Source organism: Paraburkholderia sp. EG287B, assembly GCF_040965595.1.
In the GTDB taxonomy this organism is placed as follows: Bacteria; Pseudomonadota; Gammaproteobacteria; order Burkholderiales; family Burkholderiaceae; genus Paraburkholderia.
Window position 1 is genome coordinate 26984 of sequence record NZ_JBFRCG010000019.1, and the last position, 24607, is coordinate 51590.

A 24607-nucleotide genomic window follows, 5' to 3' on the forward strand; every position below is an offset into this window, starting at 1 on the left:
AACGGAAAACAACGCAGGAAAGCGGCAGTGCCATCGAGCGGCCGCGTTCGAAGAACGTGAGAAATGGATTGAAGAGCATCGCCGTAGTGGCACTCCTAATCATCAGCATATCGTCGCTTTTGGTTGCCTGCGGAAAAAGGACTGGGGACGAGTTCGTCGGATCGTGGAAAGTTAAGGACGATATCGACTCGACAATTATCGCTCGCAGCGGCTACGATTTTGTTGTTACGAACACCGGCGATACGTCGAGCAGGATGTTTTTTCGCTACGAGCACGGAATTCTCGTAATGAAGGGTTCTGCCGGAATGCTGGAGATACGCTACGACAGGATCCACGACGCGATCGTCGCATTCACCCCCGGTTTTCCGGTGGAAATCGTATTGCCCCGGGTCAAATAGGCGGGTGAGCGTCGTCATTGCGTGCGCGAAACAAGGGAAAAGGGAGAGGGCATGAGGACGCTGCTCGCAGTGGGTTGCAAAGAAACACAGTCCGCGCAGCAGTTCAAATTCCGGACATTCGACCTGTAATGTCAATAAAGTAGCGAGACTACATCGCTGGAGGTGTGCGGAATGCCTGCAGCGTCGTAGACCAACGAGCGCGCGGATGGGAGTTCCTCCGTTCGATGCAAAAGCGAATGGGTCAAAGCGTCCCACAACCGCCGTCCGAACTCGTGTCACAACGATGGCTGCTTTCGCATGAGGAGCGGTCACCACCGAGCTGTTCCCGAGCGGCCAGCGATAAACAGGTCAACCGGAAACCGCTGGCGACCTCGGGATACAGACGGTGAAGCTTGTCCCGTGCTCGGTCGATTCAACACCGATAGTTCCGTTATGCGCTGTGGCAATGCGCCTGCAGATGTAGAGGCCAAGGCCCATGCCTGCAGCAGTCCCCTCCCGATTGTGAAGGCTCGCCCTTGTCATCGGATCAAACAGCGTAGGCAGGGCGCTTTCCGGTATCGGATTGCCTTCGTTCGAGACAACGACAGTCACGTGTCCATCGTGACCGGCAGCTTCGACGGCCACGTCGCCCGATCCATAGCGCACGCCGTTCACCAGCAGGTTGACGACCAGTTGCCCGATACGGGTTCCATCCCACGTGCCTCGCAGGTCGCCCGCGAAACGCGGCCGAATGACTGCGTTGGGGTAGGAGGCGCGCACCTCATCCACCGCATCGCTGCAGATGCGCCCCATATCCTGTGGAGAGAAACTGACCGGCAACATGCCACCCAGCCTGCCGCGTGTGAAAACGAGAAGGTCGTCAATCATCTCTTTCATGCGCATTGAGCTGCGTTGTACGTTCGCCGCAGCTCTCAGACTGGTTGGAGACAATTCGTTGTCATGCAGCAGAAGTTGCGCTGAGTTCAGGATCGCGCCAAGGGGTGAGCGCAGGTCGTGTGCAAGCACGCCGGCAAAAAGGTCCCCAATGCGCCTCGTCTGTTGCGCGTACCGCCGTACCGATTCGCTGAGCATCTGATCAATGGCCTCATTGAACCGGATCATTTCCTGAAAAGCCTCGGCGCCGCCGGGCGAATTTATCTGCCAGCGGCGCAGCACTGTGGCGCGCAGCGCACGGAACTCCGCCACCACGTCGTTGATCCCGAATCCGTGTGCAAGGCGCTCTTCCGCGTGCAGATAAGCCACCTGATCGAACCCGGATTCCGAGCCGCCTTCACTCCGACGCGACTTGGCTTTCTGCTGTGCAGCACTTTGCGTGCTGCGCATGTCGGCCGCAATGCCTGCAAGGATTTGGGCGGCTGAATCACGCAACTGGGTCTCGGACAGCTGAGCGCCCTCACGGCTAATCGCACGGGCGTATTGGACCCAGTCGTCTATTAACCCCTGCAGATCGGTTTCAATGAAGTCCGCCAGGCTCATTTGATCTCCCTTGGGTACGCACGTTGCTCGTTCTCTTTGTGGCATTACAGGTGACGCGGCCAGCTCAATGGTCACGTTGTCGGCCCTATTGAGATCAATGCATCAACCATGCCCGCTTTGAATGCCGTCGCAACTTGAAACCGCGCGCTGGACAGTGCGTAACCTCCCCCCCCCCGACGACTGCGTGCGTCGCGTTCTGGTCGTGGATGATTACGGTCCCGGTGCCGAGGCCGTTTCCGCCTCACTCACGGAGGCAGGATACGAGGTTCGATTTGTGCTTGATGGTCTGGCCGCACTGGAAACCGTCAGGTCGTGGATCCCCCAAATCGCGTTGTTGGACATCAACATGCCTGAGATGGACGGGTACGCGGTTGCGCGACGCCTGCGCGCGGAAGATTTGACGCAGCAAACGGTCATTGTAGCTTTTACTGCCTTGGACGAACCTACCGCGCGTCGGTCGGGCGTCGGTGCGGGCTTCGATGCATACTGCCAGAAAGGCGCCGCGCCAGGCCCTCTGTTGCGCCTGCTTGAGACGCTCGCTCACTAGACCGGTGTCGTGCTCGACCTCGTAATCGTCGGCCCCCGGCTATGTCAGGGAGAACTTCTGACACCTTTGTATAAAACCACGTTGACACCCTGTCAGCGACGTCCCGGCTGCCGTATGCTTAGCCGCGAACAGGAGAGGGCCATGACTCAAAAGGCGCGGGAGCTTTATCGGAGCGCGAACGGTGACCGTTGGTCGCTCGTCCACGAATACGATTCTGGCCGGGTTTTCGTCCGACATGAGCCCAACCTCTCGTCAGGTGGCCGGCCGTCAGACATCTCAATTGGCGACTTCCTTGTTCGAGATGGCGAAGGGCCGGAGCATAGCGAACTTCTGCGCCTGATCGGGACACTGGTTGCGTAGCGACACTCCACATCAGTTGATTTTCACGCCGGGACCAAGCTAGGCGCGTATGCTGGGAATGCCAACTTGTCATGTAACGCACCAGGAGCAATACCATGGCCAAGAGTCAATTACGCAGCACTCGCGAAGCGAAAGAGCCCAAGCAGCCCAAGAAGCCGTCAGTGCCGGCACAGCCGTTCAGCACGGTTCATTCGTGGGCTGCGAACGAAGTTGTCGCCAAGAAAAGGACGTAAATCGCTGGGCCGCGGACGGGTGGCACAGCGGACACACGCGACTTGTAACGTTCAGCGCAGGGAATTGACATCAGCGCGTTGAAAGCGCAAACCGCTTCAGGAGGCGCATCATGATCCATCACAACGCAGACCCCACTTTTCGCGGGCTTCCGCTCACGGCCGAGCAAGATTCGGAAATCCGTCACTACGTGAACAGGAAGGCCAAGCTGGGCAAGCCATGGAATACTCCCGAACTGCGCGGGATGCTTGAGGACATGCTGCTGCCGCCAAGTACCGACGACGACAGCCAGAGCGATATCTCGGGCGACGCGTCGACCGCCGCAGAGCGCGCAGCCGCGTTCGTCGATCAGGACATGGAACCGATCGAGGCGTATGAGGAATTGCATGCCGCGATGGAAGCCGAAAGCATGAAAGGCGATCGGCACTAGAGGGAGCGCTCCGCGCAGGTTGAGCGGTTCAATCGGTCCATCAAAGGCGTTGAGCGAAGGACGACACATGGCACTCAGCTTTTCCAACCGTAGCCGCAGCAATGATGGGGGCCGGCATGGCGTGTGGTTCTCGGGATACGAGGATGTGCAACGGCAGATCTTGCGGCTGTGGCGGCCAGGACCTTTTCAATTGTTTCCATAACGCGCCCCGTTGAGCAGATCGGTTACGGGACTCAGAAGCTGTCCCGGCCCTCGCCATTGCCTGCCGTTCGTGTCCCGCCGAAGCAAGCTTTCATCCTCGCGGTCAATGGCAGTTGTCGGACGCGAAGCTGACATCCACATGTCCGCCTAACAATGGTTGCGCATGACGCCTACTGGCCGGCTAGCCCCCGACGACCGAGCGCGCGATCGTCGGGGGCGGGCGCGAGATGCAAAAGGCATAACCCCCCTTACGGCCGTTCTACCTGACCTTGAGTCAACGGCAGCTTTGTGGGGCGAAACGGCGGTTAGCCGAACCTCCAAGAGACTAGCCCAACCGGGTTCCATCGCAAACCTTACTCGCCAGCAAGTCTCGTCCAGCTGCCGAGGGCATGGATTTCCCTCTCTTTGACCGCCGGGCGGCAAGCGTAAAATTTACTCTTCCCCTACATACGCGCTTGCAGAGGGTTATGAATAATGGACGAGAACTTGGAAGCGCACGATTCGGCACGCGAAACGGAGGAGCAGTTCCGCATCCTCGTTCAGGGCGTGACCGACTATGCGATCTTCATGTTGTCGCCGACAGGAGTGGTGACCAGCTGGAACGTTGGTGCGGAGCGGATCAAAGGGTATCGGCGCTCTGAAATCGTCGGCGAACATTTCTCTCGCTTCTACACGGACGAGGAAAAGGCTGCCGACTTGCCGGCGCGGATACTGAGGATAGCCGCTAAAGAAGGCCGGGCCGAACACGAAGGATGGCGAGTGCGCAAAGACGGCAGCCGGTTCTGGGCGCACATCGTAGTCGATGCCATCCGGGACGAGGCGGGCGTGCTCGTCGGATTCGCAAAAATCACGCGCGACATCACAGAGCGCAAGCAGGCGGCGGCCGCTCTCGAGAAAGCCAACGCGGCGCTCTTTCAATACCAGAAGTTGGAGGCGATCGGGCGCCTGACCGGCGGTGTTGCGCACGACTTCAACAACCTGCTGGCAGTGCTGTCCAACGGTCTGGAAGTGCTGGCAACCCAGTCGCGCACGGAAATCGACAGGAGGATGATCGAAAGCATGCGACGGGCGATCGACCGCGGCGCCTCGCTTACGCAGCAACTGCTCTCGTTCGCGCGACAGCAGCCGTTGCAGCCGCAGGTTCACGAGCTTAACGGACTTATCCGCGAGTTCGCGCCGATGCTTTCGCGCGCGGGCAACCGTAGCACGCATGTGGAGTTTGCCCTGTGCCCGTCGGATGCATTTGCCTTGATCGACGCCCCGCGTCTTGAGGCCGCGCTGCTTAACCTCGTTGTCAACGGAGTCGACGCCATGCCGACGGGTGGCACCGTCACGATCGCCACGGATACGGTTCAGTTGGACGCGGATACGATGCTGGCTGTCCCGGCAGGCCGCTACGTGCGCATTTCGGTGTCGGATACCGGTGTGGGTATGACCGACGCGGTGCTAGCGCAGGCATTCGAGCCGTTTTTCACCACCAAGCAGCCGGGCAAGGGAACGGGGCTGGGGTTGAGCCAGGTCTATGGGTTCATCACCCAGTCGGGCGGCGACGTACGCCTATCCAGCCAGTTGGGCCAGGGTACAACGGTGAACATTTATCTGCCCGCCGCGGAACCCGCATCGTGTGCCGGCGCTCCTCCTGCCCCGACGATATAGATAGTCCCTCCCGTGGAGGGCGACTTCGACCTGGTGGGTGTGGCGTCGCCATTCCGACTTCCGAACCCGCTTAGACTGCCGACGCACTGGTCTGAAATTGACACTCCTCAATATCCTGCCTTCTGCGTCGTTCGGTGTTGTGGGGTGTCGTTACGCCGCCGCCAGTCTGTGCTCGGAAACTCCTCACTGAAGCGCGAAAAGGGACGACCGAAATCGGCTTTCGAGGACGAGGAAAGCTGCAAGGAATCCGATGACTGCTTGCCAGAGTCAAGCGGCCGCATGGTCGGCCGTGCGGCAGTCCGGGCCAATGTCCCTTCATGGCCAAACCCAAAAACTTTCTGCAGCCGGACATGCTCTTCCAGATCGCCAGCTAAATGAACGGCCCTTCGAGAACTTCCTTTGACGCTGAGCGTGAACCAGAGGAGATCTGGCGACGTTGACGCAGTTTGCGAGGATGCAGGATCGACGACGCTTGTATGCGGGATTCATGGCCGACTACTGCCTGGAGCGGTTGGCAGCAGCCGACCTGGAAGCGCGATCATTCTCATTCACAGTAAATAAGCATTCCGAATAAAACGACGACGCTTGAAAGGACTGAGGCGTCGAACAAGCGATCCTCTATGGCTCCCCTGGAGCTCAGTCATCATGCTTCTGCAAGCGCGTACATTATTTGACCGTGGTTCTGCAATCCTCGTACCAAGCCAATATTAGTGAGGGTGCCGCGTGATGAACTGGCATCCGTAATGTTTTTTTCACACAAATGCGACTACGGCGACCTAGTGTGTTTTGGTAGTTGCATCTTCGCTGCATGTCCAGGCGGACGGTAGCAAGCGTTGGTTTTGCGGTGGGGCAAGTCGTTTTCACATGTACCGGAAGATCACGGTGTGGAAGTCATGGCGCCGGTGATGGACAGCCGGCAGTGCACAGGCGTTTTCCCTTTTTCGCGAGGCTCAGAATGAAAATCAATATCAGGCGCTTATCCCGGTTTGCTTTCCAGGGCATGGCAGGTGGCGGTGTCATTGCGCTCGCGTGCTCGATCGGCCCAGGCGCGCACGCGCAAACGCTCGGATCGCTCGTCCAGGTAGCCGCGGGTGACCCGTTCAGCGGATGCACCGCCGACCAGGTGCATGCGCAGGAATCGGCATTCGGCAGCGTCCTGTATTCTTCGACCTCGATCGAACCATGGATTGCAGTCGATCCGACCGACCCGTCTCGCCTCCTCGCCGGCCACCAGCAGGATCGCTGGAACGACGGCGGTTCACGCGGGCTTGTCGGCGTCGCTTCGAGCGATGCGGGTACAACCTGGTCCAATTCGATTCCGACCGGCGTGACTGCGTGCACCGGAGGCAAATTCCGGCGGGCTTCCGATCCCTGGGTAGATTTTGCGCAAGACGGAACGGCCTTCTTCTTCTCTCTGGTACTGGACCCCGCGCAGCCGACGACTCCTTTCGGCGCCCGAAATAGCGGCATGCTAGTCAGCCGCTCCGCTGACCACGGCACGACGTGGCAGCCTCCCGTTACGCTGATCCGTACCAACTCGCCGCACGTGCTCAATGACAAGAACTCGCTCACTGCGGATCCGACAGCGAACAAATACGTCTATGCGGTCTGGGATCAGTTGAGCGTGTTCCCGCCAACGAAGGAGGGCGCCCAACTGCTCGCGCAAAATGACGGTGTTGAGATCGCGCGCCAATTGGCGGGCCTTTCTTCGACATGTGGGACGCCGCCGTGCGCGGGTGGTGCCCCCTTCTCCAAATTTAGTTTTACCGGCCCGAGCTTCTTCTCACGTTCCACCGACAATGGCGTGACGTGGAGCACAGCCGCACCAATCTACCAGCCGGGCACGAACGCGCAGACAATCGACAACATGGTGCGCGTGCTGCCTGATGGAACCCTGCTCGACTTCTTCACCGCGATCAACGTCACGCCATCGCCCCTGAGCATCGGCTATATCAAGTCGACGGACAAAGGCGCGAACTGGTCGGGGCCGACGTTCACCAACGATATTCATACGGTCGACGGCGTGGTCACCGACGTGGTCACACCTGACAGCGGTCAGCCGATACGCGACGCCGCCATTCTTTACAGTGTCGCAGTGAACCCAGTCTCGGGGGCTATCTATCTTGCCTGGCAGGACGATCGCTTTTCGTCCGGGACCTGCACCACCCCCGGCGGATCGATTCCGATTGTCGGGATCGTCTTCAGCGAGTCGGATGACGGCGGGGCGACCTGGTCAGCACCCGTGATGATCAACAAGACGCCGCCGAACGGTACGAACCCCTGCCGTCAGCAGGCTTACATTCCGGCGATAGTGCCGTCGGGCGACGGCAATACGGTCGTGGTGACCTACTACGACTTTCGTAATGATACGAACACACCTGTGGGCTTCGAGGGCAGCGACTATTTCGCGGTGTTCTGCTCGACCGCAACTGCGTGCACGAACTCTGCCAATTGGGGTAACGAACGGAAACTGACTGATGCCTCGTTCAACATCCTCAACGCACCCGTAGCGGGTGGACATTTTCTCGGCGACTACATGGGTCTGGCCGCTAGCGGACCCAAAACTATTTACCCCTTGTTCGGCGTCGCCACGAGTGCCAACGTGACGGCCGAATACACCCGCAAGATCACCTTGCCGTGAGCGCTAGCGGCGGCGACTGGAGGAGGTCGCCGCCCATTAACCGGAAGCATTTGTAGGCGACCGATTCGGCCGACGCGGAAGTTGGGCATGCGCGCTGCACTCCTCGCCAGGACGGCGGGGAGAGTGCCTCATTGAACTGGGTGGAAACTGTCATGAGGCAGACGGTGACAGGCGTATTCGACAGCTACTCGCATTCGTCACAACTGGCACTGGGTGGAGCGGGCGTAGCCAAGACGCGCGCCCCCCGAGGGGCGCTCAAACGCAAACACCGGAAAAGCGGCGAATCAAGACCGCTTGCCGCGCTGCTCCACCGGCGTGAAATCGAAGCTGGCGAAACTACCGCCCTGATACCGCTGCGCCGTCGCGTCGAGCGGGTTCTGCTGCGCCAGAATTTCAGCGGCCCAGTCTTCCGAGTTCTGCTTCGGCTCATAGCCAAGGCGTTTCGCGTCGTCGTGCGCGCCTTCCTGAATCCAGTAGCTGCGTGTGTTGTTCGACACGCCCCACACCACGGCAAAGCCGATCTCATCGACATTGATCACACGATCGACGAGATGGAACAGATCCTCGTGGCCGAACCACGTGCTCAATTGACGGAACTCGGTGGGCCTCGGCAAGCAGCTGCCGATGCGCACGTTCACGGTTTCGATGCCGTGCTTGTCCCAGTACAGGCGCGCGAGCGATTCGCCCCATGCCTTCGAAAGCCCGTAGAAGCCGTCCGGGCGGAACGCGCAGTCGAGCGTGAGCTTCTCTTCCACGGGGTACATGCCGATCGCGTGATTCGAGCTCGCGAACAGCATGCGTTTCGTACCGTGGCGACGCATGCCTTCGTAGACTTCGACGAGACCGCGCAGGTTGTTCTCGATGATCTCGGGCAGGGGGCGCTCGACGCTCGTGCCGGCCATGTGGATCAGCACATCCACGCCGTCGAGCAGGCGGTCGACCACGGCGGGGTCGCGCAGGTCGCCGTGCATCACGTCTTCGCCCGCGACGAGCGGTTCGAGCGGCTTCGAGCCGGCCGCGGAACGCAGGTTCACGCCACGTTCGAGCAGGCCCTTGCGCAACACGGTGCCGAGCTGGCCGCCCGCACCGGTCAATGCAACTTTCTTCACTGTGATTGTCCTCACGTAGAAATGCCGAAAGCCGGCACCCTCGCGGGCGCCGGCCGGTGAACAGGGCGATCAGGCCTTCACTTTGTGCGAGGACTGAAGCGCGAGGTTGTCCGCATTGTCCTTCTGCTCGTTCGAGATCAGTCGCCATGCCACGCAGGCGCCGATGATGTCGAACAGCATGAGGCACACGAACAACGGGTTATAACCGATCGTGCTGGCCACTGCGCCGACGATGAGCGAGAACACCGTCGCGCCGAGGTAGCCGAACATGCCCGAGAGACCCGTGGCCGTGGCGACTTCGTGCTGGCCGAACACGTCCGACGCCAGCGTGAACAGCGCGCCCGAGATCGTCTGGTGTGCGAACGTGCCGACACAGAAGAGGGCGATGGCGGCGTAGGGGCTCGCAACGAGGCCTACGCAGGCCGGACCGACCATCAGCAGCGCGCCGGTCGTGATGACGAGCTTGCGCGAGGTGATGAGCGAGCAGCCGAACCAGCGGATGAAGAGCGGCGCGAGGTAGCCGCCCACGAGGCAGCCGAGGTCGGCGGCGAGGAATGGCATCCACGCGAACAGCGCGATTTCCTTCAGGTTCATGTGACGCACGGTGACCATGTACAGCGGAATCCACGCGCCGAAGGTCTGCCATGCCGGTTCCGCGAGCATGCGCGGAATGCCAATGCCCCAGAAGCGGCGCGTCTTGAGCACTTCCTTGAACGAGGCGCGGCGGCCGCGGGTCGACTTCTGTGCTTCGGTCTGCCCTTCGCGGATGTAGTCGGCCTCTTCCTGCGAGAGCCTTGGGTGTTCCGCGGGCATTTTGAAGAACACGAGCCACAGCGCCACCCAGATCAGCGCGCCGCCGCCGGTGACCACGAACGCGAACTGCCAGTTGAACTTGAGAATGCACCACACGACGAGCGGCGGAGCGAGCATCGCGCCAATCGAGGTGCCGGTGTTGAGCCAGCCGGTCGCGACCGAGCGCTCCTTCGCCGGGAACCATGCGCTGATGGCCTTCATCCCGGCCGGGAAGATCGCGGCTTCGGTCATGCCGAGCATGCCGCGGAAAGCCGCGAGCGCGGGCCAGCTGCCGGCGAGGCCGTGCAGCATGTTGGCGACGGCCCAGCCGAACGCGAAGATCGCGAAGCCGATCTTGATGCCCACGGAGTCGAGCACGAAACCGGCGACCGGTTGCGCGAGGGCATAGCAGGCCTGGAAGGCCGTGACCACGTACGAGTACTGCTGCGTGGTCATGTGAAGCGTTTCAGTCAGCGTGGGTGCGGCCACCGCGAGCGAGCTGCGCGCGAGGTAGTTGAAGATGGTGCCGATCATGATGAGGCCGATGATCCACCACCGCACCCCCTTGATTGTCTTGCGTTGCACTGCGCGTCTCCTGCTGTTGGCGGGCTCCGGCACGAAGCGGTGCCGGAAGGTGAGCCCGAATGGCTGTGTTTCTATGCGTGGCGCCCCGTGCTGGCCTGGGTCGCTTCAGGCGGCAGCGGTGCTGGTCTCCCGCTGGCCGGGATGAAGGGCCGCGCCGATGCGCATCGTCCCCTTCATGTAAGACATCATTCTATTTTGACCAAAGTTGTAAAGCAAATCGTGAGGCGCTGGGGATTTCCCTGGTGCGGGATCGGGGTCGGACGCCCGGCGCGGCCGCTGGACGGGCATTTATTGACTTGAGTCACGTTTTCACCGGCGGCATCGGCCGGATCTTCCGAGCGATTTCACGCCTGTCCGAAGACGAGTCGTCATACATGCTGGGGCGGCCCGCAGCGCAATGGCGGGTTGACAATTTTCGTGTTGTATTACAACAATGCGACCCATCCGCTCGACAGTTTTTCGAGCCGCCGCCCGCGCCACGCGCACCACGACACACGACAACGGACGAGACACGATGACTTCCCCCGCCATCCCCGTGAGCGATGCCGCGCTCGAACAGCTGCGCCACGTTTCCAACGCCACGCTCACCACGCAACTTTTCAAGCGCGGCCTGCGCAACGTCTTCCTGCAGGGCGTGAAGCCGCTCGCCGCACCGGCGCCGGGCGCTCCCAATCTGGTCGGTCCGGCCTTCACGATGCGCAACATCCCGGCGCGCGAGGACCTCGACCAGCTGAGCGCGTTCCAGAACCCCGAGCATCCGCAGCGCAAGGGCGTCGAGACCGTGCCCGCGGGCGCGGTGCTCGTGCAGGACTGCCGCGGCGTGACCGATGCCGCCTCGATGGGCTCGATCCTCGCCACGCGCATGAAGGTGCGCGGCGTGGCCGGCATGGTCTCGGACGGCCCGGTGCGCGACAGCGCGACCATCGCGGCGCTCGGCATTCCGGTGTTCTGCGCGGGCGCCTCGGCGCCGCTCAATCTCTGCAAGCACCATACGGTCGACCTGAACGTGCCGATCGGCTGCGGCGGCGTGGCCGTGTTTCCGGGCGACATCATCGTCGGCGATGCGGACGGCGTGGTCGTGATTCCGCGTCATCTGGCCGAGGAAGTCGCGCGCGACGCCACGGAGCAGGAGACGCTCGAGCGCTTCATCACCGAACGTATCGAGGCGGGCGCGGCGCTGCCGGGCACCTATCCGCCGAACGAGGCGACGCTCGCCGCGTACGAAGCGTGGAAGAAGGAGCAGCGTTGAGCACGCAGCACGACGTGACGCTCGATGCGGTGTCGACGCCGCCGGTGCGTCCACTCGAGGCGCACGACGCGCGGCGCTCGTCGGTAGGCGAGTGCCCCGTGTGGCGCGCCGAGGAAAGCGCGCTCTACTGGGTCGATATTCCCGCGCAAACGCTCGTGCGCTATGCGGTCGACACGGCGCGCCGCACCGAGTGGACGCTGCCGGAGCGCATCGGCTGCTTCGCGTTCGCGCGCGATGGCGGCGTGCTCGCGGCGCTGGAGACGGGCCTTTTCGCCGTGACGCTGCACGAACCGGCCGCGCACGTGCGGGCAGGCGAGGCGAGCGTGCGGCCGCTCGCGGGCGTGGCGCACGAGGCCGCGCGTATGCGTTTCAACGACGGCCGCTGCGATCGTCAGGGCCGTTTCTGGTCCGGCACGATGGTGCAGGACGCGGCGGCGCCCGACCCGGCGGGCAAGCTCTATCGCTACACGGCGCAAGACGGCTTGTCGGCGCCCGTGGTCGAGGGGTTGTGCACGCAGAACGGCCTCGCATGGTCGCCGGACGGCCGCACGATGTATCTGTCCGATTCGCATGCATCGAGCCGCCTGATCTGGGCCTTCGACTACGACATCGACGACGGCGTGCCCACGAATCGCCGCGTGTTCGCCGATCTGCACGACTACGCGGGGCGCCCCGACGGCGCGGCCGTGGACGCCGACGGCTGCTACTGGATCTGCGCGAACGACGCGGGCCGCCTGCTGCGCTTCACGCCCGCAGGGCGGCTCGAGCGCAGCGTGGCGGTGCCGGTGGCGAAGCCTTCGATGTGCGAGTTCGGCGGGGCCAACCTCGACGTGCTTTACGTCACGACGATCTGCCCGCCGCAAACCGGCGAGCTGGACGGCCTGGTATTCGCCATCGACGCCGGGGTGCGCGGCCTGCCCGAGCCCGCTTTCGCGGGTTCGCTGCGCGCGACCGACTGACCTTTGCCCTTTACGCGTTGCGCGGGCCATCACTTCTATTTCGCGCTGCCGCACGCGCAGCGCGGCGAGGCGACGATCGCGCTGCCGCGCAATCTCCAGCGCCGTCAGTTGCCGGACGGCACGACGACCGGGGCCGCGCCGGGCGCGACGCACTATCGCTTCGACGACGCGCAGATCATCGACCGCTTTCATTGCCTCGACGGCGAACCGGATCAGTCCGTGCGCATCGAGATGCCGTCGCAGCAGCGCGCGATCGAAATCGATCTGCGCCGGCCCGGTTCGGCGTCGTGGTATGCGGTCACGACCTGGACGCTCGCGCCCGATTCGGACTTTTACCGCGTCGAGCCGTGGCTCGGCCTGCCCGACGCGATCCACACCGGCCTCGGCCTGCGCTGGCTGGAGCCGGGAGAGACGCAGAAAGCGGCACTGCGCATCCGCGTAAGTGCGCTGCGGTAGGGCGCGGCAGCGCAAAAGTGCAAGCGGCCGTAAATTGGCCGCAAATTGGTAAAGCGGGACGGAAAGGGCGGAAACACCCGCAAAATAGGGGCTGGCCGGGGGCAGGCGGACGCTATCGGCCCGCCATATGACTTACAATTGACGACACTCCTGACAACCCAAAGTGCACCGTCCGATCATGTCTGAGCAGAAAGCGCCGAATATGCCGGCGCGGATTTACAGCGACATCCTCAACCGCATCATCGAGGGCGAATACAAGGAAGGGGAGCGCCTGCCGACCGAGCACATGCTCGCGGAGCGCTTCGCGACCTCGCGCCCCACGGTGCGCGAGGCGCTTGCCCAGCTGCGCGCGGACGGCATCATCGCCACGCGCCACGGCTCGGGCACGACGGTCATGCGGCGTCCCGATCCGGACGTGCGCCGCTTCGCACCGCTCGAAACGCTGTCGGACATTCGCCGCTGCTACGAATACCGCGTGGTGGTCGAAGCCGGGGCGGCCTCGCTCGCCGCGCAAAAGGCCGAAGACGAAGACATCGCCGCGATCCAGCGCGAGTGGAACAACCTGCAGACCATCATCGAGACCTCGGGCATCGGCGCGAAAGACGACTTCGCGTTCCATATGGCCGTGGCGCGCGCCTCGAAGAACCAGTTCTTCATCACGGCGCTCTCGGGCATCCAGGAGCAGATGGTGTTCAGCATGAACCTGTCGCGCAACCTCTCGCTCGTGAAGTCGATCGAGCGGCAGCGCCTCGTGCAGCAGGAACACCTCGAAGTGCTCGAAGCGATCCAGGCGCGCGACCCCGAGCGCGCATCGACTGCCATGCGCGCGCATCTCGAGCGCGCGGTGAACCGCATGTTCGGCTCCTGAGCCCGCCTGCGCGGCGCGTGCCTTCATGGGTTCAAACGCTCTGCGCCGGCTGGCTGTTGCGAGCGGCCGCGTAACGCCGATATCTGCTTTCGCGTTGCGCCGGACCGGCCAATAGCAAACGGGCGTGGAACTCGCATTGCACGAGATCCACGCCCGTCTTCAGTCCGGCTGGCGGCAGCGGTCGCCCCCGCCAGCGGAAAGTCAAGCGTAACGCTTAGGCAGCCTGCTTGGCGGCGCGCGTCGACGCTTGCGCGACGGCCTTCGTCGCGGCCTTGCCGGCGGCGTCGAAGTTGCTTTCTGCGAATTCCACAGCCTGCTTCGCAGCCTTGTTCACCGACGCGTACGCGTTGTTGGCGGCGTTCAGCGCCGACTTGATCGCGGCGACAGCGGCTTCCGAGCCGGCCGGGGCGTTCTTCACGGCGTTGTCGACGAGCGTTTCGAGCGCGCGCTGCTGCGTTTCGTACTGCGACTGGGCGGCGGTGGCGAATTCGGCTTGCGTGGCCGAAACGATGCCGTAGACGCTGCGGCCATAGGCCAGCGCCTTTTCAGCGGCGGGCTGGGCGAAGCCGGCCTGCACGGCGAAGAAGCCTTGCGGGTCCTTGGCCGAGAGTGCGCGCTGGGCTTGTTCCTGACCTTCGGCGAACGCCGAGCGGGCCGTTTCGATGTTGAGTTCGGCGAGCTTGACCGCGCCTTCGAATGCCTTGTTCGTCAGGCCGAAGAGGGCCTCGAGACCGGCTTTCTGGTTGGCGGCGAACTGTTCGGGGGTCGGCAGGTTCATGTCTCTTTCCTTTTGGGGGACGCTACGCGTCGGTTTCGGTTACCAATACAAACTTTCGGTTCGATCACCGGTTCGCGCAGAGAAGGTTTTGTGCGATGCAGCAATCGAGTTTATGGTAACTGATCCATAAAACGTGTCAAGAACTTTTTGTGCGTCGCAACAATTATGTAAACGCCTGATTTTGGGTGGAAATTTCCAACACGGCGACAGATGCCCCGCCGGGCTGCGCGGCGCGTGAACTGCTTGAGCGCAGCGCTTCGCGTCTGCGCGCAAAATGGCCATTCCCTCGGGCGAGCGCGGGTGTCGAAGGTCGGCACCGCGCGCAGCCCGGGTTGGTCCCCCAATCTAGCGGTGGCGGCTCCGACTGCGGCTCGAACGCCCTGCAGCAGTCGAACGGGCGCGGTGCGCGCAGCCGCCATGCGCGAATCCATCAGGAGAGCGGTAATGGGTGCATCGAACGACAAGTCTCGCGGTCATTCCACGACGAGCACGGGCGCGCCGGCTGTCAGCGACCGCAACTCGCTCACGATCGGCCCCGACGGCCCGATCGTGCTGCACGACGTGCATTTCCTCGAGCAGATGGCGCATTTCAACCGCGAGAAGGTGCCCGAGCGCCAGCCGCACGCGAAGGGCGCCGGCGCGTTCGGCGAACTCAAGACTACCGAGGATGTGTCGCGCTACACGAAGGCTGCCTTGTTCCAGAAGGGCGCGAGCACGGAAATGCTGGCGCGCTTTTCGACCGTCGCGGGCGAAATGGGCAGCCCCGACACCTGGCGCGACGTGCGCGGCTTTTCGCTGAAGTTCTACACGACCGAGGGCAACTACGACCTCGTCGGCAACAACACGCCGGTTTTTTTCGTGCGCGACCCGATGAAGTTCCCGCACTTCATCCGCAGCCAGAAACGTCTGCCCGACTCGGGCCTGCGCAATGGCGAGATGCAATGGGACTTCTGGACCAACAATCCCGAGTCGGCGCACCAGGTCGCCTATCTGATGGGCGAGCGCGGCCTGCCGAAAACGTGGCGCCACATGAACGGCTACGGCTCGCACACCTATATGTGGGTGAACGCGAAGGGCGAGAAGTTCTGGGTCAAGTACCACTTCCACACCAACCAGGGCATGCAGTTCTTTACCAACGCCGAAGCCGCGGCGATGGCGGGCGAGGACGCCGACTTCCACCGGCGCGATCTGTTCGATGCGATCAAGCGCGGCGAATATCCGTCGTGGACGCTCTCCGTGCAGGTCATGCCGTACGCGGAGGCGAAGAAGTACCGCTTCAATCCGTTCGATCTCACGAAGACGTGGTCGCACAAGGACTATCCGCTCATCAAGGTCGGCACGATGACGCTCAACCGCAACCCGGAGAACTTCTTCGCGCAGATCGAGCAGGCCGCGTTCTCGCCGGGCAACACGGTGCCGGGCATCGGCCTCTCGCCGGACAAGATGCTGCTGGGCCGCGCGTTCGCCTATAACGACGCGCAGCGCGCGCGGATCGGCACGAACTTCAACCAGCTGCCGGTGAATCGTCCGAAGGTGCCCGTGCAGACCTACATGTTCGACGGCAACATGACCTACGAACATAGCGGCAACGCACCGACTTACGTGCCGAACAGCTTCGGCCGTCCGTGGGCGGATTCGACGGGCGCGGCGGACGACGGCTGGGAAGCCGACGGCGACATGGTGCGCAGCGCCTACTCGCTGCACGCGGAAGACGACGATTTCGGCCAGGCGCACGATCTCGTGCGCAACGTCTACAACGACAAGCAGCGCGAGGCGCTGATCCAGCAGGTGGTGGCGAGCCTGAGCGGTGTGGGCAGCCCTGTGCGCGAGCGCGTGTTCGACTACTGGAAGAAGATCGACGCCGAAGTGGGCTCGCAGATCGAAAAGCAGGCGGCCAACGCGAAATAAGCCGCCGAAGCCGCGAAAGAACCGGAACGGGTTGCATAGCCCGTTCCGGTTTTTCTTTTGTGCGCGGACGTTGCGGGGGCAGCGCATGACGGCCGGCCGCCGCCAAACTGGCAGAACCGTCATCTGGCGGATTCTGCAGCGTCAGGGACGAGGGGGCATAATGCGCGAGTCGCCGTGTGGGCCGCATCGCGCCATCCCGCCGGCGGACCGCGCGCGGCGGGAATAAATTTGCCGCACCGGGCGTTATCCCTACTGATCCGCAACGGCCAAGCCCACGTGAAGACTCCCCTTTCCGCCGAATCCCCGTTTGTAGGTGCCGACGCTGGCGCGCAAAAGTACACGCGCGTTGCCGTGCTATTGCACTGGTTGATCGCGCTACTGATCCTCACGAACGTCGCCCTGGGCCTGACTGCCGCGCTGCTGCCCGACGGCGCGCTTTCGGACACCGCCATCCGCTTCGTGATCGATACGCACAAGTCGATCGGCATTACCGTACTCGGGCTCGCGATCCTGCGCGTGCTGTGGCGTCTCACGCATCGCCCGCCGGCGCTGCCCGCCGAATTCCCGGGCTGGGAGCGCGCGTCGGCCCACGCCGCGCACGTCGCGCTCTACGTGCTGATCTTCGCGATGCCGCTTTCCGGCTGGCTGCACGACTCCGCATGGGTCGCCGCCGCCTCGCATCCCATGTATCTCTTCGGCCTCGTGCAATGGCCGCGCATCGGCTTCATCATGAACCTCGATGCGGCCACGAAGGAGCAGTTGCACAACCAGTTCGGCGCGCTGCATACCGCGTGCAGCTATGCGCTCTATGGCGTGCTCGCGTTGCATATTGCGGGCGCACTCAAGCATCAATGGATCGACCGTCATTCGGTGCTGCGCCGGATGATGCCGTGAGCAACACGAGAAGGGTACGACTTGAAAAACATGCTTGAAGAGGCGCTCGCCCGCACGTCGCCGCGCCTCGTGCCGCCTCCCACGCCATTCGCGAGCATCGCGATCCACCTGGGCGTCATGGCGCTCTGGTTCGTGCTGTTTGCGCGTGCGTTCTTCCTGCAGGGCGTGGTCGCGTGGTCCACGGGCATTGCCTATGTCGTCTACGACACGGTGTTGCTGCTGTTCGTCGCCTGGAAGGCGCGCGTGCTGCTTGCGCCTGCGGCAGCGCCCGCGGCCGCCGGCGCGGCGAAGCTGCCGACGCTCGGCGTGATCGTCGCCGCGCACAACGAAGCGGCCGTGCTGCCGATCACCCTCGACGCGCTGTTCGCGCAGACCCGCGCGCCGCAGCAGATCGTGATTGCCGACGACGGCTCGACCGACGGCACGGCTGCCTTGCTCGCGCAGCGTTATGGTCTGGCCGACCCGGGCGAAGGCCAGTTGAGCGCGCCTTCGCCGCAGTATCCGAATCTGCGCTGGCTGAAGCTCGCGCACGGCGGCAAGGCGCGCGCGCTCAACGCGGCGCTGCTTGCGATCGCAACGGAAACGGTCATGACCGTGGACGCCGATACGCTGCTCGAACCCGACGCATGCGCCGCGATGGCGAGCGCGTTTGGCCGCGAGCCGGCGCTGGTCGCGGCGGCGGGCCTGCTCACGCCGGTTTGCGACCATACGTTGAGCGGGCGCTTTTTCCAGTGGTTCCAGACCTACGAGTACATCCGCAATTTCATCTCGCGCTTCGCGTGGATGCGCGCCGACAGCCTGCTGCTGATCTCGGGCGCGTTTGCGGGCTTTCGCCGCGATGCCGTGATGGCCGTGGGCGGCTTCGATGCGGATTGCCTCGTCGAGGACTACGAACTGATTCACCGCTTGCGCCGTCATTCGGCGCGCAAGGGCCTGGGCTGGGACGTGCGCGTGCTCGGCACCGCCCGCGCGCGCACCGACGCGCCCGGTACGCTCACGACCTTCCTGCGTCAGCGCCGCCGCTGGTTCGCGGGCTTCCTGCAAACCCAGTACTGGTATCGCGACATGACCGGCAACCGCAAGTACGGCAAGCTCGGCCTCATGATGCTGCCCGTGAAGGCATTCGACACCGTGCAGCCCATTTATGGACTGACGGCGTTCGCGCTGTTGATCGGCTTCCTGTTCGACGGCCGCTTCACGATCGTGCTGCCGGTGCTGGGCGTGATCGTCGGCAAGATCGCGATCGACCTCGCGTTTCATCTGTACTCCGTACATCTCTACCGGCGCTGGAGCGGCGACCGCACGCACTCGAGTTTCGGCATGGCGTTTCTCGCCGCCATCTTCGAGCCGTTCTCGTTCCAGTTGATGCGCCACAGCGGCGCGGCGCTCGGCTGGCTGCATTTCCTGCTCGGGCGGCGCAAGTGGGGCGTGCAAAGCCGCACCGGGCTGGCGGCGGCGCGCAGCCGCGAGAGCGCGGCGTCTCAATGATCTGATTTCCGTGGCATTCGACTTGCTCCCAGCTTAAAAGGGCCGCGCAAAGCGCGCGGTGCCGGCCTTTAAACCGGTCAGGGAGAGTCAAATGTATCGATTCAGCGTCCTCGCTTTACTATTGCCGCTCGCACTAGCAGGCTGCCTGTCGTTCAGCAGCAGCGATCCCAACCCGCCGCCGCCGCGGACCGTCGTCGTCCCGCAGCAGCCGGCCACCGAGGCGCCGCCACCCCCGCCGGGTGCGGCTTGTGTTGCGCCGTGCTGATCGATTCACCGACTTGCGGCAGCGTTGGGCATCGCGCCGTCCGGCGCTTTCGTGGCCAGCGCGTGCCGCACTTCGCGCATCAGGCTGCGCGCGAACAGCACGTCCGGTACATCGTCGAGACCCGCCGAGCGCAAGGCTCGCGCGGTCCACGTGTTGCAGGTATGCAAGGCGTCGTAAGTCCCTGACGCCGCGAAATACACGCTGCCCGTGTAGGGTCCGTCGGCGAGGCGGCGCGGTGCGCCATCCGCATCGGTTTCCAGCGAAGTGCGCAGATAGCGCTGAACGCTGGCAAGCCCGGCGTCGTCCACTGGCACCTCCACGACGTTCTGCGAGCCGAAGGCCGCCTCCGGGGCCGCGCGCAGTACCGTCATCAGCACGGTGGCCTGGCTCGGCATGAGCGCGCCGATCATCGTCAGCGGATCGTGGCGGCGTTCCACCACGAACTGTCTCTCCCCAAAGCCGAAACACAGAACGGTTGCGTCGTCGAAGCCGCGCGCAAGTGCATCGACCCAGACGTCGGCGTCGTGCACACGCAGGCAGATGTCGGTGTGCCAGTCGCGCTGCACGACGGCAACGGACGTGCGCGGTGGGCCATCATCGGCCACTGGTTCGATCGCGGCCGGCAAGGGGCCGGCCATGTTCGTGCATGCGCCGAGTGCGAGCGCGAGCACGATCGCGCAAAGCGCTTGCCAGGCAGCAATTCTCGTTGGATGCTCGTTCACGCAGGTCGCTTCGGTCATTGGAACTCAAGGTCCTCCAGTTGCGTGCTGCGCCTGCATATAGCATGCCGCGCGAGCGTTGCACCAGCTTGAAGCGCAAATGCAGCGCTGCATTGGCATGCCCCGTTTCGACACAGCCGATCCCGCCCGCGTTGCACCAATCGAGCGCATGAAACCAGGCTCAGTCGATGGCATACGCCTTGCTTTTTAGCCTGTACTGCAGCGCGCAGCGCATCTCGCCTCATTCATGAGACGAAACGCGGCGGCGCCGCTGACGCAGTTGCACTCACGCGCGAGAACGAACCGATGCAAGTCCATGACGAAATGCGCGACGAGGGCGCGGTGCGCCCGCACTACGAACGCTTCCAGCGGTGGCTCGAGAGGCAGACTGGCGAGACGATGGCGCGCAAGCGCGCCGAGGCGGACCTGTTGTTCAGGCGGGTCGGCATCACGTTCGCGGTGAACGGCGACCTCTCCGGCACCGAACGGCTCATTCCTTTCGACCTCATTCCACGCATCATTCCCGCAGACGAATGGGTTCTGCTCGAGCGCGGACTGCGCCAGCGCGTGCAGGCGCTAAATCTGTTCCTGCACGACGTCTATCACGAGCGCAACATCGTGCGCGCCGGCGTGATACCGGCCGAGCAGGTCTACACCAATGCGCAGTACCGGCCGGAGATGCAGGGCATCGACCTGCCGCTCGGCGTGTATGCGCATATCGCGGGCATCGACATCGTGCGCGATGGGCGCGACGGCGCGTTCTACGTACTCGAAGACAATTTGCGCGTGCCCTCCGGCGTCTCGTACATGCTCGAAAACCGCAAGATGATGATGCGGCTCTTTCCCGAGTTGTTCGTTCAGCACAAGGTGGCGCCGGTCGCGCATTATCCCGATCTGCTGCTCGATACGCTGCGCTCGGTGGCGCCCGAAGGCGTGGACGATCCGACCGTCGTGCTGCTCACGCCCGGCATGTACAACTCCGCGTATTTCGAGCATACGTTCCTCGCTCAGCAAATGGGCGTCGAGCTGGTGGAGGGCAAGGACCTCTTCGTAGAGGATAACTACGTATTCATGCGCACGACGCAGGGGCCGCGTCGCGTGGACGTGATCTACCGGCGCGTGGACGACGATTTTCTCGACCCCCTGGCGTTTCGCCCCGACTCCGCGCTCGGCGTGCCGGGGCTGCTCACCGCGTACCGCGCGGGCCGCGTCGTACTCGCCAATGCGATGGGCACGGGCGTGGCCGACGACAAGTCGATCTATCCGTATGTGCCCGACATGATCGAGTTCTATCTCGGCGAAAAGCCTATTTTGAAGAACGTGCCGACGTGGCAATGCCGCCGGCCCGACGATCTCGCCTGGACGCTCGAACATTTGCCGGACCTCGTCGTGAAAGAAGTGCACGGCGCGGGCGGCTACGGCATGCTGGTCGGTCCCGCATCCACTCGCGAGGAAATCGAGGCGTTTCGCACCCGGCTGCTCGCGCGGCCAGGCAATTACATCGCGCAGCCCACGCTGTCGCTGTCGGCTTGCCCGACCTTCGTCGAGGCGGGCATCGCGCCGCGCCATATCGATCTGCGGCCCTTCGTGCTCTCCGGCAAGACGATCCAGATGGCGGCCGGCGGCCTCACGCGCGTGGCGCTCAAGGAAGGCTCGCTCGTCGTCAATTCGTCGCAGGGCGGCGGGACCAAGGACACGTGGGTGCTCGAATGATTTCACTGGCCATACCACACCAAGAGGTTCGACCATGCTGAGCCGCACTGCCGATCATCTGTTCTGGATGGCCCGCTACATGGAGCGCGCGGAGAATACCGCGCGCATGCTGGACATCAATCTGAAGGCGCTCCTGCTGCCCGGCAGCGCGGACGCCGAGGCGCGCACGCATCGCGCGATGCTGCGGATCTCCGAACTGGAGCCCGCCTTCGATGCGCGCCACGAGGAAACGACCAGCAGCAACGTGCTCCAGTTTCTCGTGGCGGATCCGACGAACCCGTCGAGCATCTACTCGTGTCTGCAGGCGACCCGCGAGAACGCGCGCGCGGTGCGCGGCACGCTCACCACGGAATGGTGGGAAACGATCAACGACACGTGGCTGCAATTCGTCGAGCTGTTGCGCGGCAGCGAGCTGGAAGCGCGTCCCGATGCGCTGTTCGAGTGGGTGAAGTTCCGCTCGCATCTGTCGCGCGGCGTGCGCCTCGGCACGGCGTTGCAGGACGATGCACTGTTCTTCACGCAGCTCGGCACGTTCCTCGAACGCGCGGACAACACGGCGCGCATTCTCGACGTGCGTTTCGTCGACGTGGAAAATGCCGACTCGCGTTCGGCCGCGCGTCAGCTCGAGGACTTCTATTACTGGACCTCGATTCTCAGCTCGGTTTCCGCGCTCGAAATCTATCGCAAGGTTTACCGCGACGTGGTGACGCCCGCGCGCGTGGTGGAGCTGCTCATCCTCAACCAGCAAATGCCGCGCTCGCTGCTGGCGTCGCTGGACGGCGTCTGCACGAATCTCGCGATGCTGCGCACCGATAGCTCGCGCGAAGTCGAGCGCACCGCGGGCAAGTTGCGCGCCGAGCTGCTTTATGCGGACCTGCGGCAGATCTTCTCCTTGGGCGTGCATACGTTTCTCACGCAGTTTCTCGCGCGCGTGTACGAGCTGGGCAATCAGGTGGCGCGCACCTATCTGATGTTGCCGGTCGGTTAGTGCGATCCCGCGCTCATCGAACTCCCAATCGTCTCGATGGAGGATTGACGTCATGCAACTCGCGGTCCGGCACGACACGGTGTACCGCTACGAAGCGCCCGTGCATTATTCGATCCAGCAGTTGCGGCTGTCGCCGCTCACCACGCCCACGCAGATCGTCAAGCAATGGCAGGTCGAGGCGCCGGGCAAGCTCGACGCAAGCCGCGACGCCTACGGCAACGCGCTGATGACGCTGGTGCTCACGCGTCCGCACACGGAAATTCGCCTGCGCGTGCGCGGCGAAGTCGAGACCGTGGCGCTGCCCGACGGCCGGCTGCCCGAAGGCGAGGGCATGGTGCCGACGCACCATTTCACTTCGCCGACGCGCCTCACCGAAGCCGACGAGGCACTCACGGAATTCGCGTTCGGCCTGGCGCCGCTGGACGATACCGCCGCCATACTCGACGCGGCCTCGCGCATCACGGAGCGCGTGCGCTACGAGCCCGGTGTCACGGATGTGACACACACCGCGGCGGACGCGCTGGCGCTAGGCCGTGGCGTGTGTCAGGATCACGCGCATGTGATGCTGGCGGTGTGCCGCGCGCGCGGCGTGCCGGCGCGCTACGTGAGCGGCTATCTCGACCCCGGCGACGTGCCCGAAATGGCGAGCCACGCATGGGTCGACGTGTGGCTCGACAATGGCTGGGTGACGGTGGACGTCACGCACGCGTGTTTCGCGAGCGAAAAGTATTGCCGGATCGCCGTGGGGCGCGACTACGACGCGGCCGCGCCGGTTCGCGGCCGCCGCGTGGGCGGGGCCGGAGAAACGCTCGATGTCAGCGTGCACGTGAGCGCGCAGCAGTCGCAGCAATAGTTTTGCCGCTATAACAAACCGAGCGGCGAAGTCAGGGACGGGCAGGGAGGCGCATGACGTACTGTGTGGCAATGGCAGTGGATGAGGGGCTCGTGTTTCTTGCGGACACGCGCACGAATGCGGGTGTCGATCACATCAGCACGTCGCGCAAGATGGCCGTGTTCGAGGAGCCCGGCGAGCGCGTGCTCGTGCTGCTCGTCGCGGGCAATCTGGCCATCACGCAAGCCACGCTGCAGGTGCTGACCGAGCCGCAGGAAGCGGGGCGCGCCACGCTCTGGAACGCGCCGACCATGGTCGAGGCCGCGCGCGTGGTGGGCGAAGCCGTGCGCGAAGTGCACCGGCGCGACGCGGAAGCGCTCAAGACCTTCAACGTCGACTTCAACTGCAGTTTCATTCTCGGCGGCCAGATCGGCGGCCATGCCATGCGGCTGTTCCAGATCTACGCGGCCGGCAATTTCATCGAGACGTCGAGCGTCAATCCGTATTTCCAGATCGGCGAGTCGAAGTATGGCAAGCCGATCATCGACCGTGTGCTGACGCCGGGCACGCCGCTCGACGAGGCCGCGAAGTGCGCGCTCATCTCCATGGACTCGACGCTGCGCTCGAACCTCTCGGTCGGCCTGCCGCTCGACCTGCTCGTGTACGAGCGCGACGCGCTGCGTGTCACGCGATACGCGTCGCTCGACCAGACGAATGCGTATTTCCAGATGATCCATTCGACGTGGGGCGAGCGGCTGCGCCAGGTCTTCGGTGAGATTCCCGATCCGCTCTGGACCGACGAGGGCGATGTGCCGCGCCGCGAGCGCACGACGTTGCCCAGCGCCCCGCGCGCCGCGCATGAGGGGCACGCGAGCGAACCGCGTCCCGCGCAAACGCTCGCGCAAGCCCAGCCGCACGGCGCCGCAAGCGCGCCGCGTATGCCGCGCGACGGCTAAAAGGGCGGCTTCAGTGCAGCGCTTGTGCGCTGCCTTTTTGCCTCGTCAACTGCGGAACCGGTATCCTGCTGCGTAATATTCGCGGTACGCCGCGCGCAATGCGCGTCC

General features: G+C 63.8%; 20 protein-coding genes and 2 pseudogenes. 17 read left to right on the forward strand and 5 right to left on the reverse strand.

The genetic code is table 11. The features are described from left to right. Positions 1-68 precede the first annotated feature (68 nt). Positions 69-398: a hypothetical protein gene (locus AB4Y40_RS31490; protein WP_368691202.1), complete on the forward strand. Its 330-nt coding sequence runs from the start codon at positions 69-71 to the stop codon at positions 396-398. Between the two features lie 348 nt (positions 399-746). Here AB4Y40_RS31490 and AB4Y40_RS31495 read toward each other — a convergent pair whose 3' ends face one another. Continuing rightward, positions 747-1874 (reverse strand): ATP-binding protein, encoded by a 1128-nt coding sequence (locus AB4Y40_RS31495; RefSeq protein ID WP_368691203.1) that lies wholly within the window; start codon positions 1872-1874, stop codon positions 747-749. 202 nt (positions 1875-2076) lie between these two features. Here AB4Y40_RS31495 and AB4Y40_RS31500 point away from each other — a divergent pair, with 202 nt between their 5' ends. The 5 genes and pseudogenes from AB4Y40_RS31500 to AB4Y40_RS31520 all read left to right on the forward strand — a co-directional run bounded on the left by AB4Y40_RS31500 (position 2077) and on the right by AB4Y40_RS31520 (position 7940). Next, the gene (locus tag AB4Y40_RS31500) at positions 2077-2421 is read left to right on the forward strand and encodes a response regulator (protein WP_368691204.1); all 345 of its coding nucleotides are present in this window, start codon (positions 2077-2079) and stop codon (positions 2419-2421) included. A gap of 455 nt (positions 2422-2876) precedes the next feature. Further along, positions 2877-3014, forward strand: coding sequence for a hypothetical protein (locus AB4Y40_RS31505; RefSeq protein WP_368691205.1), 138 nt, complete (start codon positions 2877-2879; stop codon positions 3012-3014). A 110-nt stretch (positions 3015-3124) separates the two neighbouring features. Then, complete coding sequence (locus tag AB4Y40_RS31510; RefSeq protein WP_069262045.1) at positions 3125-3442, forward strand: hypothetical protein; 318 nt, start codon at positions 3125-3127, stop codon at positions 3440-3442. A 675-nt stretch (positions 3443-4117) separates the two neighbouring features. Next, positions 4118-5260 (forward strand): annotated as a pseudogene (locus AB4Y40_RS31515) (nitrogen regulation protein NR(II)); the annotation flags it as partial. Positions 5261-6254: 994 nt separating this feature from the next. Further along, complete coding sequence (locus tag AB4Y40_RS31520; protein ID WP_368691206.1) at positions 6255-7940, forward strand: sialidase family protein; 1686 nt, start codon at positions 6255-6257, stop codon at positions 7938-7940. A 284-nt stretch (positions 7941-8224) separates the two neighbouring features. On the opposite strand, the gene AB4Y40_RS31525 is transcribed toward AB4Y40_RS31520, so the two are convergent. Both AB4Y40_RS31525 and AB4Y40_RS31530 read right to left on the reverse strand, forming a co-directional pair. Beyond that, on the reverse strand, positions 8225-9049 hold the full coding sequence (locus AB4Y40_RS31525) for an NAD-dependent epimerase/dehydratase family protein (RefSeq protein WP_368691207.1): 825 nt from the start codon (positions 9047-9049) through the stop codon (positions 8225-8227). Positions 9050-9118: 69 nt separating this feature from the next. Further along, on the reverse strand, positions 9119-10375 hold the full coding sequence (locus AB4Y40_RS31530) for an MFS transporter (RefSeq protein ID WP_368691299.1): 1257 nt from the start codon (positions 10373-10375) through the stop codon (positions 9119-9121). A 565-nt stretch (positions 10376-10940) separates the two neighbouring features. Here AB4Y40_RS31530 and AB4Y40_RS31535 point away from each other — a divergent pair. From AB4Y40_RS31535 to AB4Y40_RS31550, 4 genes and pseudogenes are all read left to right on the forward strand, one after another. After that, complete coding sequence (locus tag AB4Y40_RS31535) at positions 10941-11675, forward strand: ribonuclease activity regulator RraA (RefSeq protein ID WP_254355052.1); 735 nt, start codon at positions 10941-10943, stop codon at positions 11673-11675. A 29-nt stretch (positions 11676-11704) separates the two neighbouring features. Beyond that, entirely contained in the window at positions 11705-12634 is a 930-nt protein-coding gene (locus AB4Y40_RS31540) for an SMP-30/gluconolactonase/LRE family protein (protein ID WP_368691300.1), read from the forward strand. Between the two features lie 21 nt (positions 12635-12655). After that, a pseudogene (locus AB4Y40_RS31545) lies at positions 12656-13090 on the forward strand (aldose epimerase); the annotation flags it as partial. Between the two features lie 178 nt (positions 13091-13268). Next, entirely contained in the window at positions 13269-13958 is a 690-nt protein-coding gene (locus tag AB4Y40_RS31550) for a FadR/GntR family transcriptional regulator (protein ID WP_368691208.1), read from the forward strand. 214 nt (positions 13959-14172) lie between these two features. Here the strand turns inward: AB4Y40_RS31550 and phaP are convergent, their stop codons facing one another. Further along, positions 14173-14736, reverse strand: a complete 564-nt coding sequence (gene phaP, locus AB4Y40_RS31555; protein WP_368691209.1) for a TIGR01841 family phasin — start codon at positions 14734-14736, stop codon at positions 14173-14175. A 444-nt stretch (positions 14737-15180) separates the two neighbouring features. Between phaP and AB4Y40_RS31560 the strand changes: the two genes are divergently transcribed. The 3 genes from AB4Y40_RS31560 (at position 15181) to AB4Y40_RS31570 (ending at position 19026) form a co-directional block, all read left to right on the forward strand. Further along, positions 15181-16644, forward strand: a complete 1464-nt coding sequence (locus tag AB4Y40_RS31560) for a catalase (protein ID WP_368691210.1) — start codon at positions 15181-15183, stop codon at positions 16642-16644. A gap of 276 nt (positions 16645-16920) precedes the next feature. Continuing rightward, positions 16921-17538, forward strand: a complete 618-nt coding sequence (locus AB4Y40_RS31565; RefSeq protein ID WP_324160187.1) for a cytochrome b — start codon at positions 16921-16923, stop codon at positions 17536-17538. Positions 17539-17559: 21 nt separating this feature from the next. Further along, positions 17560-19026: a glycosyltransferase family 2 protein gene (locus AB4Y40_RS31570; RefSeq protein WP_368691211.1), complete on the forward strand. Its 1467-nt coding sequence runs from the start codon at positions 17560-17562 to the stop codon at positions 19024-19026. A 270-nt stretch (positions 19027-19296) separates the two neighbouring features. Here AB4Y40_RS31570 and AB4Y40_RS31575 read toward each other — a convergent pair whose 3' ends face one another. Continuing rightward, complete coding sequence (locus tag AB4Y40_RS31575; protein WP_368691212.1) at positions 19297-20031, reverse strand: DUF2459 domain-containing protein; 735 nt, start codon at positions 20029-20031, stop codon at positions 19297-19299. A gap of 285 nt (positions 20032-20316) precedes the next feature. Here AB4Y40_RS31575 and AB4Y40_RS31580 point away from each other — a divergent pair, with 285 nt between their 5' ends. Genes AB4Y40_RS31580 through AB4Y40_RS31595 form a run of 4 tightly spaced genes read left to right on the forward strand, consistent with a single transcriptional unit; the run spans position 20317 to position 24499 of the window. Then, positions 20317-21723, forward strand: coding sequence for a circularly permuted type 2 ATP-grasp protein (locus AB4Y40_RS31580; RefSeq protein WP_324160190.1), 1407 nt, complete (start codon positions 20317-20319; stop codon positions 21721-21723). Positions 21724-21757: 34 nt separating this feature from the next. Next, positions 21758-22711, forward strand: a complete 954-nt coding sequence (locus AB4Y40_RS31585) for an alpha-E domain-containing protein (RefSeq protein WP_368691213.1) — start codon at positions 21758-21760, stop codon at positions 22709-22711. A gap of 52 nt (positions 22712-22763) precedes the next feature. Further along, positions 22764-23564, forward strand: coding sequence for a transglutaminase domain-containing protein (locus tag AB4Y40_RS31590; RefSeq protein WP_368691214.1), 801 nt, complete (start codon positions 22764-22766; stop codon positions 23562-23564). Between the two features lie 53 nt (positions 23565-23617). Next, complete coding sequence (locus AB4Y40_RS31595) at positions 23618-24499, forward strand: peptidase (protein ID WP_368691215.1); 882 nt, start codon at positions 23618-23620, stop codon at positions 24497-24499. Positions 24500-24607: the final 108 nt, after the last annotated feature.